The sequence below is a fragment of the Halopseudomonas pelagia genome (assembly GCF_009497895.1).
Lineage (GTDB): Bacteria > Pseudomonadota > Gammaproteobacteria > Pseudomonadales > Pseudomonadaceae > Halopseudomonas > Halopseudomonas pelagia_A.
The window spans coordinates 1,172,825-1,190,405 of record NZ_CP033116.1 but is presented as its reverse complement, the minus strand read 5'-3'; the positions used below and the strand labels follow the sequence as shown (position 1 = coordinate 1,190,405).

Here is a 17,581-nt window from a genome sequence, read left to right as displayed (position 1 = left end):
CTGCTAGCCGAACGGTACGACCTGTCGTCCGATCGGTTGGCAAAAGCACGGACCTACTGCTAGCTTTCAGATTCTGAGCCCACAATGCACAGGATCTGACCGTGACCCCAGCCCTCGCCGTGCCACGTCTGGAAAATACCCTGGTGGAAGATCACACCAGGGAGCATCAACTCCTCCGCCAACGCCTCCTGCAACCCGCCGCACGCATCGACTCCAAGTATTTCTACGATGATATCGGCTGCGAGCTCTTTACCCATATTTGCGAGCTCGACGAGTACTACCCTACCCGCACTGAAGCCGCGATTCTCAGTCACTGCGGTGCCGAGATAGCCGCCGCCTTACCCAGCGGCGCGCAATGGATCGATCTGGGCTGTGGCGATTGCTCCAAATCCAGAAAATGGCTGGACAAGGTGCAGCCCTCGCGCTTGGTAGGGGTCGATATTGCCGCTGACTTTCTTCAGCATTCATTGGCCAGAATAGCGATCAGCCATCCCGGCGTTGAATGTATCGGCGTGGTCAGTGATTTCACCCAGTCGCTGGAATTGCGCGATCTGTTGTCGGAGCAGCCGCTGGCCCCTCCGGTATTTTTTTACCCCGGCTCCTCAATCGGCAACTTCGCCAGACCGGATGCGTTACGACTGCTGCGGCGCATCCGCCAGCATTGTGGCGAGCACGGCAAGTTGCTGATCGGCGTTGATCTGGTCAAGCCCCGCGCCATACTCGAAGCCGCCTATGACGATCGTGAGGGAGTCACGGCCGCCTTCAATCTGAATGTGCTTAACGTCGTCAACCGGGAACTGCGGGCGGATTTCCAACTCGAAAACTTCAAGCATGATGCGGTTTTCAATCAGCGCGACAGCCGTATCGAAATGCGCCTGGTGTCGCAAACGGATCACGACGTAGGCCTGGGCGCTGGCAGCGTCAGGCATTTCGATCAGGGGGAGAGTATCTTGACCGAGTACTCGCACAAGTACACTTCAGCGGATTTTGCCGCCATGTTGTCGGAAGCGGGCTTTACCCGGCACCATTACTGGAGCGACGAACAACACTGGTTCGGCGTGTTTCTGGCGCAAGCATGAGCCTGCCTCAGCCATTACCCCGTGCCGCCTCACTGGCCGCTCGCTTCAATTCAGTACGGGCCTACAGCCTGGCACTGGTTGAAGGCTTGAGCGCAGAGGACTGCCAGGTGCAGTCCATGCCCGACGCCAGTCCACTGAAATGGCACCTGGCGCATACCAGTTGGTTTTTCGAGACCTTTCTGCTTGCGCAGTCGAGCCGCCCGCCACCGGCCTTCGATCCGGACTTCAAGGTCCTGTTCAACTCCTATTACATTGGCGTCGGCGAGCGACACCTGCGCGCCGAACGAGGCCTGCTCACGCGTCCTGGGTTGGACCGGGTTCTCCAGTACCGCGACCATGTGGATCGGCATATGCTCGCCCTGCTTGCCGATTCCGATCTCCGCGATACAGAGCTCGATCTGATCGAGCTGGGGCTGCAACACGAGCAGCAGCATCAGGAGCTGATACTCACCGACCTCAAGCACCACTTCAGCTGTAACCCACTAGCGCCTGCCTGGCGGGCAGAGTCAGCGGATCAGTCACCCCGTGCGGGCGACGACCTCGACGCGGCTTTCCAGACTTATTCTGGCGGTCTGATCGAAATGGGTCATCAGGGCTCGGGTTTCAGTTTTGACAATGAACGGCCCCGGCATCGGGTCTGGCTGGAACCCTTCGAACTGGCCACGCGCAATGTCAGTAACGGAGAGTATCTGGCGTTTATGCTTGATGGCGGTTATCGCCGGCCCGAGCTGTGGCTGTCGGAAGCCTGGGACCATATCGGTCTGCATGGCTGGCAGGCGCCGCTTTACTGGCAGCACGATGCACAGGGCTGGAGCGTATTTACCCTGCACGGGAAAGTGCCGCTCAATCACCATGCGCCAATCAGCCACATCAGTTTCTACGAGGCGGACGCTTATGCACGTTGGGCCGCGGCACGTTTGCCCACTGAAGCGGAATGGGAGCTTGCTGCACAATCAGAGGATCTGCCGGGACTACATGGGGAAGTATGGCAATGGACCAACAGCGCCTATCTCGCCTACCCCGGATACCAGCCAGCGGCGGGCGCGGTGGGTGAATACAATGGCAAATTCATGCTCAATCAGATGGTCTTGCGCGGCAGCTCGGTCGCTACGCCAGAAAGCCATGCGCGGCATAGCTATCGGAATTTCTTTCCTGCCCAGGCGCGCTGGCAATTCAGCGGCGTGCGTCTGGCACGGTAGCCATCGGCCTAAAGCCATCAGCACAAAAAAGGCCACTCCCTTGCGGGAGCAGCCTTTCTCAGTACGACTATTTCAGCACTACAACCTGAAAGATCAATAACCCAGAGCGAAGTTCTCTGCAGGCATGTCCATCAGGTTGTCTGCGCCTGACAGCATCGCATCTACGTGCATGCGAGTGCGCGGCAGAATGCGCTGGAAGTAGAAACGCGCGGTCTGCAGCTTGGCCTGGTAGAAGGCTTCGTCAGAAGTACCTTCGGCCAGCTTCTCGGCTGCAACGCGAGCCATGTCGGCCCAGAAGTAAGCCAGGCAAGCGTAACCGGAGTACATGCAGTAATCCACTGACGCAGCGCCGACCATTTCGCGGTCCTTCATCGCAGCCATACCAACCTTCATGGTCAGCTCGCCCCATTCCTTGTTCACCTGATTCAGCGGCGTTACGAATTCCTTGATGGAGTCGTTGCCTTCCTGGTTCTGGCAGAACTTGTGCACGATCTTGGTGAAGCACTTCAGCGCCTCGCCCTGGGTCATCAGTACTTTACGGCCGAGCAGATCCAGTGCCTGGATGCCGGTAGTACCTTCATACAGCATGGAGATCCGCGCATCACGTACGTTCTGCTCCATGCCCCACTCGGCGATAAAGCCATGGCCACCGTAGATCTGCACGCCGTGGTTGGCAGCTTCGAAGCCAACTTCGGTCATGAAGGCCTTGGCAATCGGCGTCAGGAAGGCCAGCAATGCGTCAGCCTGCTTCTTCTGCTCTTCATCCTGGCTGTTCTTGACGATGTCGACCTGCTTGGCAGTGAAATACACCATTGCGCGGTTGCCTTCGGCAAAGGCTTTCATGGTCAGCAGCATGCGGCGTACATCAGGATGCACGATGATCGGATCAGCGGCCTTCTCTGGCGCCTTCGGACCGGTCAGTGAACGCATCTGCAAGCGATCGCGAGCGTACTCGATGCCACCCTGGAAACCGATCTCGGCATGCGCCAGACCTTGTAGTGCAGTACCCAGGCGCGCGGTGTTCATAAAGGTGAACATCGCATTCAGGCCCTTGTTCGGCGGCCCAATGAGGAAGCCGGTGGCGCCGTCGAAGTTCATCACGCAGGTCGCGTTGCCGTGGATGCCCATCTTGTGTTCCAGCGAACCGCAGTTAACGCCGTTACGCTCGCCGTTCTCGCCATTCGCATCGGGCAGGAACTTCGGCACGATGAACAGGGAGATACCCTTGGTACCAGCCGGTGCATCGGGCAGGCGGGCCAGGACGATGTGGACGATGTTCTCGGCCATATCGTGCTCACCCGAGGAGATGAAGATCTTGGTGCCGCTGAGCTTGTAGCTGCCGTCGGCCTGTGGCTCTGCCTTGGTACGCAGCATGCCCAGGTCAGTACCGCAATGCGATTCGGTCAGGCACATGGTGCCGGTCCACTGGCCGGAAACCAGCTTGGTCAGGTAGGTGTGCTTCTGGTCGTCGGTGCCGTGGGTGGAGATGGTGTTCATGCAACCATGGGACAGACCGGGGTACATGCCCCAGGACCAGTTGGCCTGGCCGATCATTTCGCTGATCGCCAGCCCCAGTGACTCGGGCAGGCCCTGGCCGCCGTGATCGACATCATGTGCCAGGCTCGGCCAGCCGCCTTCTACGTACTGCTTGTAAGCTTCCTTGAAACCGGACGGCGTCTTGACGCCTTCAGCGCTCCAGGTACAGCCTTCGGTATCGCCAACACGGTTGAGCGGCCCGATCACGTTCTCACAGAATTTGGCGCCTTCTTCCAGAATGGCATCGACCATATCCGGCGTGGCGTCTTCGCAGCCAGGCAGGCTCTTGTAGTGTTCTTCATAACCCAGCAGTTCGTCGCGGACGAAGCGGATGTCACGCAGGGGAGCCTTGTAATCGGGCATGGTACTTGACCTCAACGGTTATAACGGGATTCAAGAGCAGCATCAGGGCTGCGGTTGGGTGCTGCGTTTGATCATGTGCGGACTAAATCCAGCACGCCATCAGCAGCTAATTCAAACAGACGTTTGAAACATACGTTTACGCGCAAATGATGTCAACTCTTTGTACGCCGCGAGGCTACAAAAAAATTGTAACGGGAGAGCCCAGAGAGAGATTGAGTGGTGGAGAAAATGACTTGCGCCTGGGAGTCAGGCTGGAACGTTTAAGCTTGAGCGCGCAACGTCGGGCCGGGGATGCTGTCTGCTGCATCTACCTGCTTGTATGCAGCGATGCCCTTGTCAGCTTCGGTATTAACTGGCGTGCGATCGCGATTATCCGCTTTCGCATCATCTTCACCGGTCGCAGCATCCAGGGTGTCAGTCGCCAGCTCAGCTCGCGCTTGCGCCATCGCCTGCGCCGCCTGCGCAGCAACTGACAGATCCTGCGCGGAGGGTTGCGCTGGAGCCAGAGCTGCGCGCTGAACCTGCTGCAATTTCTGCAGCGTCGCTGCCGGATCGCCGGGGATTGCCGCCGTATCGATGGCAACCGACCCGCCCACCGCATACATGCGGCCATCCGGACCACGCTCATAACTGTAACTGACAGCACCGGCATACTGACCGCCGACCGCCTTGTGCGCCTGCTCGTGCGTACGCACTTCCCGGTCACGAGTGGCAAGCTCACGGATTTCTGTCTGGGTAACGCGTAACAGTTCCGCCTCTACCTGACTGAGCTGACGCTGTACTTGCGCCTGTTGCTCGGATTGGCTATCAGCGGAGGATTCATCAGAAGGGCTGGCGGCAGTAACTGTGAGCGCAGCACTCCGCGCCGCCGGGTCATCTTCCCGGCCAATGGAACTACTGACAGCAGCAGGATCGGAAGAGCCGTTGACCGCAACGCCCATCGACGCGCCCGCCATGCGCGGGTAGGCAGAAGCCGTGCCCGAAAAGGCGGGGGAAATAGAGAGATTACTCATTGAAGAAAGCCTGGCGGATCAGGCAGTGACGTCCAGCAGTGTGCCAAGCACTTCATCTGCTGTATCAATGACCGAGGCGCCCGCCTCTACTTCGCGTTGACTCAGCTGCAACTCGACCAAGCTATCCACCAGATTGACTGGCCGATTGGTATCCACGGCAACGGTGGCTGCAGGCTGGCCATTGGCAGGTTGCAACGGTATAGCCTGGGACGCGGCGGGGTCGCGCTGAACGCCCATGCGGGCGATCTCGGCAGCGGCAGTATTGGCGCGGTACTGTCCCTGACGAACACTATTCAGTCCGGCTGACATCAGGTCGAGTGAAGCCATGGGGTTTACCCTCAATAAATACGGTTAACACCATTAAAGCACAAAGCCACTACAGCGAGCACCGCCATCGGTCAGTTCGCGACAGCCGGGATCAAGACAGTGGTGCCAGATCCAGATAGTCGGCAATGGCGGCCGCTGAAGGCTGCTCCATCCACGGCACGAATCCCAGACACGGCGCACTCAACTGCAGACGCAGGGTCGCCAGATTTTCCGACGGACGGCTCATATGTGGATCGACCTGGTTGGCTACCCAGCCGACCAACTTCAATCCATCGGCAGCAATGGCTTCAGCGGTCAAGATCGCGTGATTGATGCAGCCCAGCTTCATGCCCACCACCATCACTACCGGAATATCCAGATCCCTGGCCAGATCTGCCAGGGTTTGTTCGTCATTCAAGGGCACGCGCCAGCCACCTGCGCCCTCCACCAGAGTCAGGTCGGCATTGCTGTCGAACACCTGGAGGCAGCCACCCGCCAGTATTTCTACCGTCAATGGCACGCCCTCTTCGAGCGCGGCAATGTGCGGCGCTATGGCCGATTTGAGCGCAATCGGATTGATCAACTCGTAAGCCAGTTCGGGCTGACACTGCGCCTGTAACGCCAGCGCGTCTTCATTGCGCAGGCCGTTTGGGGTTTCATCACAGCCCGCCGCGACCGGTTTGGCGGCAGCCGTAGTCAAGCCCGCCTTCCTGGCCGCATGCAGCAGGCCACAGGCGATGGTGGTTTTACCTATCTCGGTGTCGGTACCGGTAACAAAGAAACGTTGGGGCATGTTACGACTCCTTGAACATGAGTATTTGCGCCACCTGGTAGGTCGCGGGCAGCCCGGCGGGCTGACGGAAGGTTTCATAGGCCTGGGTTAGCGCGCGCAGGCGCGCACGCCCGGTCAAGCCGCCCGGACGTCCTGCATTAAGGTTATGGGCACCCAGTGCCTTCAACTCCTGGGTCAGCCCACTGAGCTGCGCGTAACGCAGCACGTGCTCTTCTACCTCACAGTGCCAGCGGCCAAAACCGGCCATCGCCAGCATTTGCTGCAAGTCGGCCAAGGGCATGAAGCGGTTGACGTGGACGAAGCCATCGACAGTCTGCCAAGCCTGCTGCAACTCTGTCAGCGTGCCTTCTACCAGTGTAGAAAACGCCAGACAACCGCCAGGTCGCAATGCTTGCGCGGCCTGAGTCAATGCCCGCAGCAGATCAGGGCACCATTGCAGCGCGAGACTGGAGAAGATCAAATCCTGTGAAGCGGGTTTGAGCGGCAATGCTTCCGCATCGGCCACTACCCAGGAACTCTCGGCAATGGATTGGCTATTGGCGAAGCGCAGCATGCCTTCTGCCAGATCCAGACCCATTACCGGCTGTTGAAAGCGTTGCGTCAGCGCGCGGGTGAAATAACCAGTGCCACAGCCCAGGTCAATTATCGCCTGCGGCGCAAAGCGCTCGGGCAACCGCGCGAGCAGATTCGAGCCTACCTGACGCTGAAACTCTGCCGCCTGATCATAGGAGCTGGCGGCGCGGCTGAAGGATTCAGCCACCCGGCGCTTATCGATAACCATCTCAGTCATATAGCCGACCCAAAAATGCGGCGATGCGCTCGGCCAACCAATCTGGCTGTTCCAGAGGGAGCGCATGGCTGGCCTGAGCGTGAACTGCGACCTGCAAAAGGGGTTGCAGGTCTGCAAGCGCCTGCGCCGCCGCCGCGGGTACCAGCGCATCCTGCCCGCCGAAGCAATGAAGGCTGGAGGCAGCCGAGGCTTTCAGCGCCGCGCGACTGTCCAGCACACCGAGCAAGGCCAGCGCATGCAGCCGCTGGTCCGCATCGGCGCCATCCCATTCGAGCTTCTGTGCCAGGGCGCGTGGTTGCTCGCTGCCCTGACCCACCAGCAAGGCAAAACGTTTGAGCGTTTTTTCAGGCTGAATACGGAAATCATTCAGAAATGTCTTGAACGTCTCGGCTGGCATGGCCGCGGGCCAATCCTTGCGCACCACAAAACAGCCATTGCTGGCGATAGTCACCACGTGACTGAAACGCTCGGGGAACCGCCGCTGTAATTGAATCGCAAGCATGCCGCCCAACGACCAACCTACCAACACCCCCGCCGGCAACTGCTCAGCCAGGGCCGCCAGATCGGTTTCCAGCGTCGAAAGTTGCAACGCCGACATTCCCTGGGTGCCGACCTGCCAGCCGGGAAGCGCTTGGGTCAATGCATCGGCCAGTGGCTGCATGGCATCCTGGGAAAGAGCCCAGCCGGGTAAAAGCGTAATGTCAGGCATCATGAGCCTCGGATGATTGCGTCACGGGTAGCTGCGCCACGGCGCGTTTCAAGGCGTCCAGCAACTGGTTGACGTCGTCTTCGCTGTGCGCCGCGCTGAGCGTCACGCGTAGCCGCGCGGTGCCCCGCGGCACGGTAGGCGGGCGGATGGCAGTAACTAGAATGCCCTGTTCACGCAACGCTGCCGAGAGCGCCATCGCACGCTCGCTGCTGCCGACCAGAATCGGCTGGATCGGTGTGGGGCTGTTCATCAGTTCCAGGCCGATATCCGCCACACCAATGCGGAACTGCGCAATCAATTGCGCCAGCCGCTCCCGGCGCCAATGTTCACCCTGAAGCAATTGCAGGCTGCGCAACGTGGCGCAGGCAACTGCCGGCGGCTGACTGGTGGTGTAAATATAGGGTCGGGCGAACTGAATAAGCGTCTCGATCAACTCTTCACTGCCCGCCACAAAGGCGCCAGCAGTACCGAAAGCTTTGCCCAGGGTGCCGATCAATACCGGCACCTGCTCCACACTGAGGCCGAAATGCTCGACAATCCCGCCGCCATTGTTGCCAAGACAGCCAAAGCCGTGCGCGTCATCGACCATCACCCAGGCCCCCCGCTCGGCAGCGGTCGCACACACACCTGGCAGCTCCGCCAGGTCACCGTCCATGCTGAATACGCCGTCGGTGACAACCAGGGTATTGCCTTGCGATTTGTCGAGCCGACCGGCAAGGCTGTTCACATCGTTATGCAGATAGCGCGAAAACCGTGCACCGCTGAGCAGGCCGGCATCCAGCAATGACGCATGATTGAGCCGGTCTTCCAGTACCGTATCGCCCTGCCCCGCTAAGGCGGTGACTGCACCCAGGTTGGCCATATAGCCGCTGGACATGAGTAACGCTCGCGGCCGGCCGGTAAACTCGGCCAGCGCCTCTTCCAGTTCATGATGCGGCTGGCTGTGGCCGACCACCAGATGCGAGGCACCACCGCCCACACCCCAGCGACGCGCGCCCTCGGCAAAGGCTTCGATCACCGCCGGATGACTGGCCAGGCCGAGGTAGTCGTTATTGCAGAACGCCAGCAGCGGCTGACCATCCACCACCACGCGCACGCCCTGAGGTGACTCCAGCAGCGGGCGCTGCCGGTACAAATGAGCCGCACGGCGCTCAGCGAGACGGGATGACAGATTGAAGGACATAGGGCTCACGCAACTGCTAGCCGCCAGCTTGAAGCTGGCGGCGCATATTACCGATTGAGAAGATGACAGGCCGAGGGTGTTGAAGGCACCCGCGGCTTGCCGCTCGTCGCTGAAAGCTTGCTGCTGCGGTTAATCAGCCCGCCGCATTCACGAACATTTCACTATCGCGTTGTTCCACCAGCGCCTGCTCGATGGCCGCCTGATGAACTTCGTCGTCATGCTCTTCACGCTCTTCAGGCTTGATGCCCAGGCGGTCGAACAGACGCATGTCCTTCTCGGCCTGCGGGTTGGACGTGGTCAGCAGACGATCGCCGTAGAAGATCGAATTGGCACCAGCGAAGAACGCCAGGGCCTGGGTTTGTTCGTTCATCTGTTCACGACCAGCGGACAGGCGCACGTGGGATTTGGGCATCATGATGCGTGCCACGGCCAGCGTGCGAATGAAATCAAAGGGATCTACATCGGCTTCGTTTTCCAGTGGGGTGCCCTTGACCTTGACCAGCATGTTGATCGGCACGCTTTCCGGATGCTCAGGCAGATTCGCCAGCTGGATCAGCAGGCCGGCGCGGTCTTCCAGCGACTCACCCATGCCGAGAATACCGCCCGAACAGATCTTCATGCCGGCGTCGCGCACGTAAGACAGGGTCTCCAGGCGGTCACCGAAGGTGCGGGTGGTAATGATGTTGCCGTAGAACTCCGGAGAGGTGTCCAGATTGTGGTTGTAGTAATCCAACCCGGCTTCAGCCAGCTCGCGCGTCTGTTCCTTGGTCAACTTCCCCAGCGTCATGCAGGTCTCCAGGCCAAGCTTGCGCACGCCTTTGACCATTTCCAGCACATAGGGCATGTCCTTGTCGGACGGATGCTTCCAGGCCGCGCCCATACAGAAGCGGGTGGCGCCAATGGCTTTGGCAGCAACGGCTTCATCCAGGACCTTCTGGACTTCCAGCAGCTTTTCCTTCTCCAGCCCGGTGTTGTAGTGACCCGACTGCGGACAGTACTTGCAGTCTTCCGGACAGGCACCGGTCTTGATCGACAACAATGTGGAGACCTGTACCCGGTTGGCATCGAAGTGCTGGCGGTGTACGGTTTGTGCCTGGAACATCAGATCATTGAAGGGCTGGCGAAAGAGCGCCAGCACTTCGGCTGGCTTCCAGTTATGACGGGTGACTGAGGTGGTCAAGGATGAAACTGTCATGAATAGAATCCTGAAATAGGGATGAACAACCATCTATATTTAAGCTATGCACGCATGATAGCGACGGCAGGGAGGCTGTCAACCATTGCAAATCGCCAAGCTTTACAACTGGCTAAATAACAACCAATCCAGCCATTGTCTTTTATGCCTGAGTGGCGACTCAACTCGTCATCGCGCCTCTGTTCAACAAGGGCTGTGTGAGCCCTGCAGGCGTGATCTGCCCTGGCTCGGTACACGCTGCCGCCAATGTGCCCTGCCGCTGCCCTTTGCCGGCCAGCTCTGCGGGAAGTGCCAACAGCATCCCCCGGCTTACTCGCAGGTGATCTGTCCGTTTCTCTACCGTTTCCCACTGGATAGTCTGGTGCCCGCCTTCAAGTACCACAACCAACTGATTTACGGTCGCCTTCTCGCGCACCTGTTAACGGATTACGTCACCTATATGTATCAGGAACAGCAGCACGCTTTGCCCGACGCGCTGATCCCCATGCCGTTGTATCGCCAACGCCAGGCGCAACGCGGCTTCAATCAGGCCCTGGAGTTGGCCCGACCCGTAGCCCGTGCATTAGCCTGCCCCTTGCTGAGTTCGACGCTCAAACGGGTGCAAGCTACCCACACCCAGCAAGGCCTTACCGCGCAACAGCGAAAACACAACCTCAAGGGTGCCTTCGCCTGTTCCTCGCCCGACAAGGTGGCTGGCCTGCATCTGGCGCTGATTGATGATGTGTTGACTACTGGCGCCACCGCCGACGAGGCCGCTCACACATTGCTGCAGGCTGGCGCGCACAGCGTGAGCGTCTGGTGCGTAGCCAGAACGCCTTAGTGTCTGAAGGGTTATTTGCCGCGATAAAAGGGACCGGGAATACCGCTGTTACTACAGTCAGTTACATTGCGCCGTTACCCGAGTGTGCCGGGATGTGACACCATGGCAGCCTAATTCGGTCTGGCGGAGCTACCATGGACTCGCAACATCCTTTTGCCCTGCTTACCCCTGACACCGTGCTGGATGCGGTGGAATCGCTGGGGTTTCTCAGCGATGCCCGCACTCTGACGCTGAACAGCTACGAGAACCGCGTGTTTCAAATTGGCATTGAAGGCGAACAACCCCTGATCGCCAAGTTCTATCGCCCGGACCGCTGGAGCGATGAAGCCATTCTCGAAGAACATGAGTATTCGCTGGAGCTGGCCGACCGCGATATTCCGGTTATCCCGCCGATGCAGATCGACGGCCGCACCTTGTTCGAATTCGCCGGCTTTCGCTTCAGCCTGTTCAAGCGCTTTGGCGGTCGCGCGCCCGAGCTGGATAATCCTGATCATTTATTGATGCTCGGCCGCCTGCTCGGCCGCCTGCATGCGGTAGGTGCGATGAAGCCGTTCAAGCACCGGCCGACACTGACAGTGCAGAATTTCGGCCATGACAGCCTGGCCTGGCTGCGCGAATCGGGCATAGTCCCGGAAAATCTGCGCCCGGCGTATTTCTCCGTGGCCGATGATCTGATGCAGGTGATCGATCAGCGCATGCAGGCCAATCCCTATTCCACCATTCGTCTGCATGGCGATCTGCATGTCGGCAATCTGCTCTGGCGCGACGAGAGCCTGTATATGGTGGATATGGACGATTGCCGTCAGGGTCCAGCCATCCAGGATCTGTGGATGATGCTGTCCGGCGATCACAACCAACGCCAGGGGCAGTTGGCCGAGCTGGTGGAGGGCTATAATGAGTTTTATGATTTCGATCCACGGCAACTGGCGCTGATCGAATCCCTGCGCACGCTGCGCCTGGTGCATTACAGCGCCTGGCTGGCCCGCCGCTGGGACGATCCGGCGTTCCCTCGGCACTTCCCCTGGTTTGCCAGTGAGCGCTACTGGGCCGATCAAGTACTGACACTGCGCGAACAGCGCGCAGCGCTGGATGAGCCGCTGCTCCGATTGTTCTGATCAGGCCGTATAAGAGATATCAATGGCCGTTCCCAGTCACCTTTTGACTGAATACACTGCAACGCATCTTTTTTGAGAGGCAACGAGCATGACCGACACACTCCTCGACTCCCGCAATCTGGCCTTCGAACTGTACGAAGTGCTAGATGCCGAAGGTCTGACCCAGCGACCACGCTTCGCTGACCATAACCGTGAAACGTTCGACGCGGCGATTGGCACTGCACGCACCATCGCGGACAAGTATTTCGCTCCGCACAACCGCAAAAGCGACGAAAACGAGCCCAAGTACGTGGATGGTGCGGCCGAGCTGATTCCGGAGATCAAGCCAGCGGTCGATGCCTTCCTGGAAGCCGGTTTTCTGAACGCCACGCGCACTTTCGAGCAGGGCGGCATGCAGATGCCCAACCTGCTGTCGCAAGCCTGCTTTGCGCATTTCCAGTCTGCCAATGCCGCGACCTCTTCCTACGCGATGCTGACCATGGGTGCAGCCAACCTGATTGAAGCTTTCGGTAATGACGAGCAGAAGCAACGCTTCCTGCAGCCGATGATCGACGGCCGCTTCTTCGGCACCATGGCGCTGACCGAGCCGCACGCTGGCTCGTCCCTGTCGGATATCCGCACCAAGGCAGAACCCGCTGAAGATGGCAGTTACCGCCTGAAAGGCAACAAGGTCTATATCTCCGGCGGCGATCACCCGCTGTCAGACAACATCGTTCACATGGTCCTGGCCAAGCTGCCCGACGCCCCTCCGGGCGTCAAAGGCATCTCGCTGTTTATCGTGCCCAAGTTCCTGGTCAATGATGACGGCAGTGTCGGCGCACGCAATGACGTCGCCCTCGCAGGCCTGTTCCACAAGATGGGCTGGCGCGGTACGACATCGACCGCGCTGAACTTTGGCGAGAAAGGCGAGTGCGTAGGTTACCTGGTGGGCAAGCCGCATCAGGGTTTGAGCTATATGTTCCAGATGATGAACGAAGCACGTATCGGCGTCGGTATGGGCGCAACCATGCTCGGCTACGCCGGCTACCTGTACTCGCTGGAATACGCCCGCGATCGACCACAGGGCCGCCTGCCAGATGGCAAGGACCCCAGCTCCGCCCAGGTCGCGATCGTCGAACACACCGATATAAAACGTCTGTTGCTGACGCAGAAGGCCTACGTGGAAGGCGCCTTTGACCTGGGTTTGTATGCCGCCCGCCTGTTCGACGACACCGAAACTCTGGAGACCGAGGAGCAGCGCCGCACTGCGCTGGAACTGCTGGATCTGCTGACGCCCATCGTCAAATCCTGGCCGTCGGAGTTTTGCCTCAAGGCCAACGAGCACGCGATTCAGATTCTTGGCGGTGCCGGTTATACCCGCGAGTATCCGGTTGAGCAGTACTACCGTGATAACCGTCTGAACCCGATCCACGAAGGCACCCACGGCATTCAGTCTCTGGACCTGCTGGGCCGCAAGGTGGCGATGAACAACGGCGCCGCGCTCAAACAACTGTCCGGCCTGATTCAAGCTACTTGCGCCCGCGCCAGTGAGTACGATTCGCTGACCGCACTGCGAGAGCCGTTGGAAAAATTGCACGCGCATCTCGGCAAGGTCACCATGGCGCTGCTGGGCGATATGGGTCAGGGCAAGATCAACCAGGCATTGGCCAACTCGGCGCTGTACCTGAATACCTTCGGGCATATGGTCATCGGCTGGCGCTGGTTGGAACAGGCAGTCTGTGCCGAACGCGGACTGGCCGACGGCAAGGCCAGCGACGCGGACTTCTATCGCGGCAAGTTGCAGGCTGCGCGTTTCTTCCTGACCTGGGAAGTACCGGCTTGTCACCACGCGTTGAGCATTCTGGAAAATCGCGACGCCACCTGCCTGGAGATGCAGAACGACTGGTTCTGATCCGATCCGGCGCCTTGGCTGCACGCCACAGAAACCGCCCCCAGGGGCGGTTTTTTTATATCCTCGCGTATGTTTGCCGAAGGACCTGCTGAAGCTGCTTCCCAATCTCTGCGCGTAGGACTAACCTTTCGCACAGGATCATTCTGGAAACTCTTCATGTCGCGTTTTTTCAAACTGTTGTGCAGTGCCCTGTTACTGGGTCAATGGGCTCTGGCCGGTCATGCCCTGGCCCAGTCGGAAATCGAACAATCTATCGAATCCCTGCAGACCGAGATCACCACACTCGCCGAGAGTACGCAGCCGGATGCGGAAAAGCGCGAGTTCCAGGAAGCCTACCAGAACACCCTGACCTACCTTGAGCGCACTCAGAAACTCGCCGAAGACACCACAAAACTGGAAGAGGAGCTACAGCGCGCTCCGGAGCGGATACGTGCGGCCCGCCAGCAAATGGAGAATCTGCGTGCACAGGATTCCGAAAGCATACGTCGCCAGTTTGCCAGCCAGAACCTTGAATCGCTGGAAGATCTGCTCGGCGAAAAGGTCGGCCAGATGTTCACCTGGCAAAATGACCTGACCAGCGTCAATAGCGACCTTATCGCCGCCCAGACGCGACCGGAACGCACCCAGGCACAAGTGTCGGCCAACCAGACCCGTGAGCAGGCGATTGTCGAGCAGATCCGCATATTGCAGCGGCAACCGGACACGCGCATCAACCAGGCCAACCTGCGCATGCTCACCGCCGAGCAGGAAAGTCTGCAACTGACTAATCGCTTTATGCGTCGGCAACTGAACGCCAATAGCGTTCTGCAGGACCTGGCCACGCAGAAACGCGATCTGCTCAAACAGCAGATTGATGATATCGAGCGCGAGGTGGGCATCCTTCAAGAGGTGATCAATGAGAAGCGTCGCAGCCAGTCTGAACAGACGGTCAGCGAAGCGACAGAAGCCCTGGAAACCACCGAAAACGAACTGTTGCGCGAACAAGGCGGCCTCAACCAACGCCTGAGTGAAGAACTGCTTGCCGCGACCACGCGGGTCGGCGAGCTGACCAGCAAGAACATCCAAACGTTGCAACAGATCGAAAGCATGACCCAGATCGACCGCGCCTTGGAGCAGCAGATAGACGTACTGGAAGGCAGTGTGTTGCTATCGCGAATACTCCATCAGCAAAAGCGCGCTCTACCCAATGTGCGGCTGGACGCCAGCGTCGCCGACCAGATCGCCGATTTGCGCTTGCGCCAGTTTGAACTCACCAGCCTGCGCGACGAACTCGGCAGACCCCAGGTCTATCTGGATGAATTGCTCGGCCGGTTACCCGAAGACCTGCGGGACAACCTGCGGGACGATATGCAGCTGGTGATCGAAAGCCGTACCAATCTGGTCGACCAGCTCAGCAACAACATCAATACTCTGCTCAGCCAGGCCATCACGCTGCAGATCAATCAGCGCCAGTTGCAGCAGCTGAGCGGTGACCTCAGACGCACCATTGACGACCAGCTGTTCTGGGTTGCCAGCAACCGACGGATAGACCGTGCCTGGGTCACTTCATTTGCCGAGCAGGCCCAGCAGCAGGTGAGCGATATGCAACTGGCAACACAGGCCAGGCATGCGTTCGTCGCGCTGGAGGAAAAATGGCCCTGGCTGCTAGTGCTCGCACTGCTGGTAGTGGTGCATACCGCATACAGGAAAAGGATCAAGCAACGGCTGTTTACCCTGAATGAGGATGTCGGCCACTTCCGTCGCGATACTGTCTACCATACGCCCAAGGCCATTGCGCTCAGTGCATTGAACGTGCTGCCGGTGCCCGTGGTACTGGCGGCACTGGGCACGCTGCTGGGGCGTAGCGAAGATGCCGGTATGCCGGTCATCGGTGCGGCCCTTCTGAAGCTGTCGGTAGCCTGGTTCGTTCTGCATTTGCTGTATCGGGTGCTGGACCCGAAGGGCATCGCTGTGCGGCATTTCCGCTGGGAAGCCAGGCTGGTGCACCGGCTGCATCGGCTGACTCGCAACCTTGCCTGGATCACCCTGCCCGTGGTGCTGATCATCAGCCTGAATGCAGAAGTACCCGAGCAGCAGACCAACGACGTCATCGGCCGATTGCTGATGATGACCGGCATGCTGGTGCTGTCCGGTTTGCTGGGGCGGATGATGTGGCGCAGCGAGCCGCTGTACAACTCCCGCGTGCTGCACTTCACCGCCATGCTGGTACTGACGCTGACACCACTGGCGCTGGCGGGCATGACCTATTGGGGCTATCACTACACCTCGACAAAACTCGCCGACCGCTTTATCGATACGCTGTACCTGATTGTGCTGTGGATGCTGGTCGAGGGCACCGTAGTCCGCAATCTGAGCGTCGCCGGCCGCCGGCTGGCCTATCAACGGGCGATGGCCAAGCGCGAAGCTGCGCAGAACCGTGAAGGCCAGGAGAACGAAGCCGGGATCGAAATCCCCGAGATGGATATTCAGCAGATCAACCAGCAGTCCTTGCGCCTGACCAAACTGGGTATTCTCGTGCTGTTTGGCATTTTGGTCTATTTCGTCTGGTCCGATCTGATCAGTGCGGCCTATTATCTGGAGTCGGTCACCCTGTGGGAGTACGCCAGCGGTACACCGGAAAATCCGTCTACCACAGCGATGACCGCCGGAGACGTACTGGGAGCGCTGCTGATAGTGGTCTTCACCGTGACGCTGGCGCGCAACCTGCCCGGCCTACTGGAGATTCTGGTGCTGTCGCGCATGAAGCTGGAACAGGGCAGCAGCTACGCCATAACCACGTTGCTTAGCTACATCATCGTCAGTATCGGTGTTATCAGCGGTCTGTCCGCACTTGGGGTCAGTTGGGACAAGCTCCAATGGCTGGTAGCGGCGCTCAGTGTCGGCCTGGGTTTCGGCCTCCAGGAAATTTTCGCCAACTTCGTGTCCGGTCTGATCATCCTGTTTGAAAAGCCTATCCGTATCGGCGATGTGGTGACCATCGGGGAGCTGTCCGGCACCGTCAATCGCATACGTATTCGCGCCACTACCATCACCGACTTTGACCGCAAGGAAATCATCGTTCCGAACAAGACCTTCGTGACCGACCACCTGATCAACTGGTCGCTCTCGGATACCATTACCCGGGTGATCATCAAGGTCGGCGTGGCCTACGGCTCTGACCTGGCAAAAACCAAGGAACTGATGATGCAGGCGGCCACCAGCAACCCCCGGGTACTGAAGGACCCCGAGCCGCTGGTGTTGTTTCTCAACTTCAGTGACTCCACGCTTGAGCATGAATTGCGCATTCACGTGCGCGAGCTGATTGACCGGAATATGGCCATCGATGAAATCAACCGGGAAATTGACCGCTTGTTCGAGGAGAATGGCATTGAGATCGCCTTCCGCCAACTGGATATCAATCTGCGCACCAGCTCAGGAGTTGAAAAAAAGGTACTCAGCCAATTGCTCGACGAAAAGCCTCCAGAGCCTGAATCACCCCAGCCTGATAGCCCCGCGTCGCTCTAAAACACCGTTGATCCGCTGCGCCGGGGCCCCACCCCCGGCGCTTGATGCCTTCATACAAATACCCGCACAATATCCCTCTTCAACT

Annotated in this window: 14 protein-coding genes; 6 read left to right on the top strand and 8 right to left on the bottom strand. The window is 59.1% G+C overall.

What is annotated here, in order from left to right:
• Positions 1 to 101: 101 nt before the first annotated feature.
• Entirely contained in the window at positions 102 to 1,079 is a 978-nt protein-coding gene (gene egtD / locus EAO82_RS05610) for an L-histidine N(alpha)-methyltransferase (protein WP_174958734.1), read from the top strand.
• Positions 1,076 to 2,278, top strand: a complete 1,203-nt coding sequence (gene egtB / locus EAO82_RS05605; protein ID WP_096345657.1) for an ergothioneine biosynthesis protein EgtB — start codon at positions 1,076 to 1,078, stop codon at positions 2,276 to 2,278. The genes egtD and egtB overlap by 4 nt, the downstream gene beginning before the upstream one ends.
• A 93-nt stretch (positions 2,279 to 2,371) precedes the next feature.
• Here the strand turns inward: egtB and EAO82_RS05600 are convergent, their stop codons facing one another.
• The 8 genes from EAO82_RS05600 to bioB form a co-directional block, all read right to left on the bottom strand.
• Complete coding sequence (locus EAO82_RS05600; RefSeq protein WP_096345658.1) at positions 2,372 to 4,177, bottom strand: phenylacyl-CoA dehydrogenase; 1,806 nt, start codon at positions 4,175 to 4,177, stop codon at positions 2,372 to 2,374.
• 260 nt (positions 4,178 to 4,437) lie between these two features.
• Positions 4,438 to 5,190: a putative metalloprotease CJM1_0395 family protein gene (locus EAO82_RS05595; protein ID WP_096345659.1), complete on the bottom strand. Its 753-nt coding sequence runs from the start codon at positions 5,188 to 5,190 to the stop codon at positions 4,438 to 4,440.
• A gap of 18 nt (positions 5,191 to 5,208) precedes the next feature.
• Positions 5,209 to 5,517, bottom strand: a complete 309-nt coding sequence (locus EAO82_RS05590; RefSeq protein ID WP_096345660.1) for a flagellar basal body rod C-terminal domain-containing protein — start codon at positions 5,515 to 5,517, stop codon at positions 5,209 to 5,211.
• A gap of 91 nt (positions 5,518 to 5,608) precedes the next feature.
• The gene (gene bioD, locus EAO82_RS05585) at positions 5,609 to 6,289 is read right to left on the bottom strand and encodes a dethiobiotin synthase (protein WP_096345661.1); all 681 of its coding nucleotides are present in this window, start codon (positions 6,287 to 6,289) and stop codon (positions 5,609 to 5,611) included.
• A gap of 1 nt (position 6,290) precedes the next feature.
• On the bottom strand, positions 6,291 to 7,079 hold the full coding sequence (gene bioC / locus EAO82_RS05580) for a malonyl-ACP O-methyltransferase BioC (RefSeq protein WP_096345662.1): 789 nt from the start codon (positions 7,077 to 7,079) through the stop codon (positions 6,291 to 6,293).
• Positions 7,072 to 7,788 carry an alpha/beta fold hydrolase gene (locus EAO82_RS05575; protein ID WP_174958731.1) on the bottom strand — a complete coding sequence of 239 codons (717 nt, stop codon included), beginning with the start codon at positions 7,786 to 7,788 and terminating at the stop codon, positions 7,072 to 7,074. The genes bioC and EAO82_RS05575 overlap by 8 nt, the downstream gene beginning before the upstream one ends.
• Positions 7,781 to 8,971: an 8-amino-7-oxononanoate synthase gene (gene bioF, locus EAO82_RS05570; RefSeq protein ID WP_096345664.1), complete on the bottom strand. Its 1,191-nt coding sequence runs from the start codon at positions 8,969 to 8,971 to the stop codon at positions 7,781 to 7,783. The genes EAO82_RS05575 and bioF overlap by 8 nt, the downstream gene beginning before the upstream one ends.
• A 133-nt stretch (positions 8,972 to 9,104) precedes the next feature.
• Positions 9,105 to 10,166, bottom strand: coding sequence for a biotin synthase BioB (bioB, locus tag EAO82_RS05565; protein ID WP_096345665.1), 1,062 nt, complete (start codon positions 10,164 to 10,166; stop codon positions 9,105 to 9,107).
• Positions 10,167 to 10,527: 361 nt separating this feature from the next.
• Between bioB and EAO82_RS20965 the strand changes: the two genes are divergently transcribed.
• The 4 genes from EAO82_RS20965 to mscK all read left to right on the top strand — a co-directional run bounded on the left by EAO82_RS20965 (position 10,528) and on the right by mscK (position 17,496).
• Positions 10,528 to 10,986, top strand: a complete 459-nt coding sequence (locus tag EAO82_RS20965; protein ID WP_231703288.1) for a ComF family protein — start codon at positions 10,528 to 10,530, stop codon at positions 10,984 to 10,986.
• 134 nt (positions 10,987 to 11,120) lie between these two features.
• A complete protein-coding gene (locus EAO82_RS05555; RefSeq protein ID WP_096345667.1) occupies positions 11,121 to 12,101 on the top strand; it encodes a serine/threonine protein kinase in 981 nt (326 codons plus the stop codon).
• An 88-nt stretch (positions 12,102 to 12,189) separates the two neighbouring features.
• Entirely contained in the window at positions 12,190 to 13,992 is a 1,803-nt protein-coding gene (locus EAO82_RS05550; protein WP_096345668.1) for an acyl-CoA dehydrogenase, read from the top strand.
• Between the two features lie 156 nt (positions 13,993 to 14,148).
• On the top strand, positions 14,149 to 17,496 hold the full coding sequence (mscK, locus tag EAO82_RS05545; RefSeq protein WP_174958728.1) for a mechanosensitive channel MscK: 3,348 nt from the start codon (positions 14,149 to 14,151) through the stop codon (positions 17,494 to 17,496).
• Positions 17,497 to 17,581: the final 85 nt, after the last annotated feature.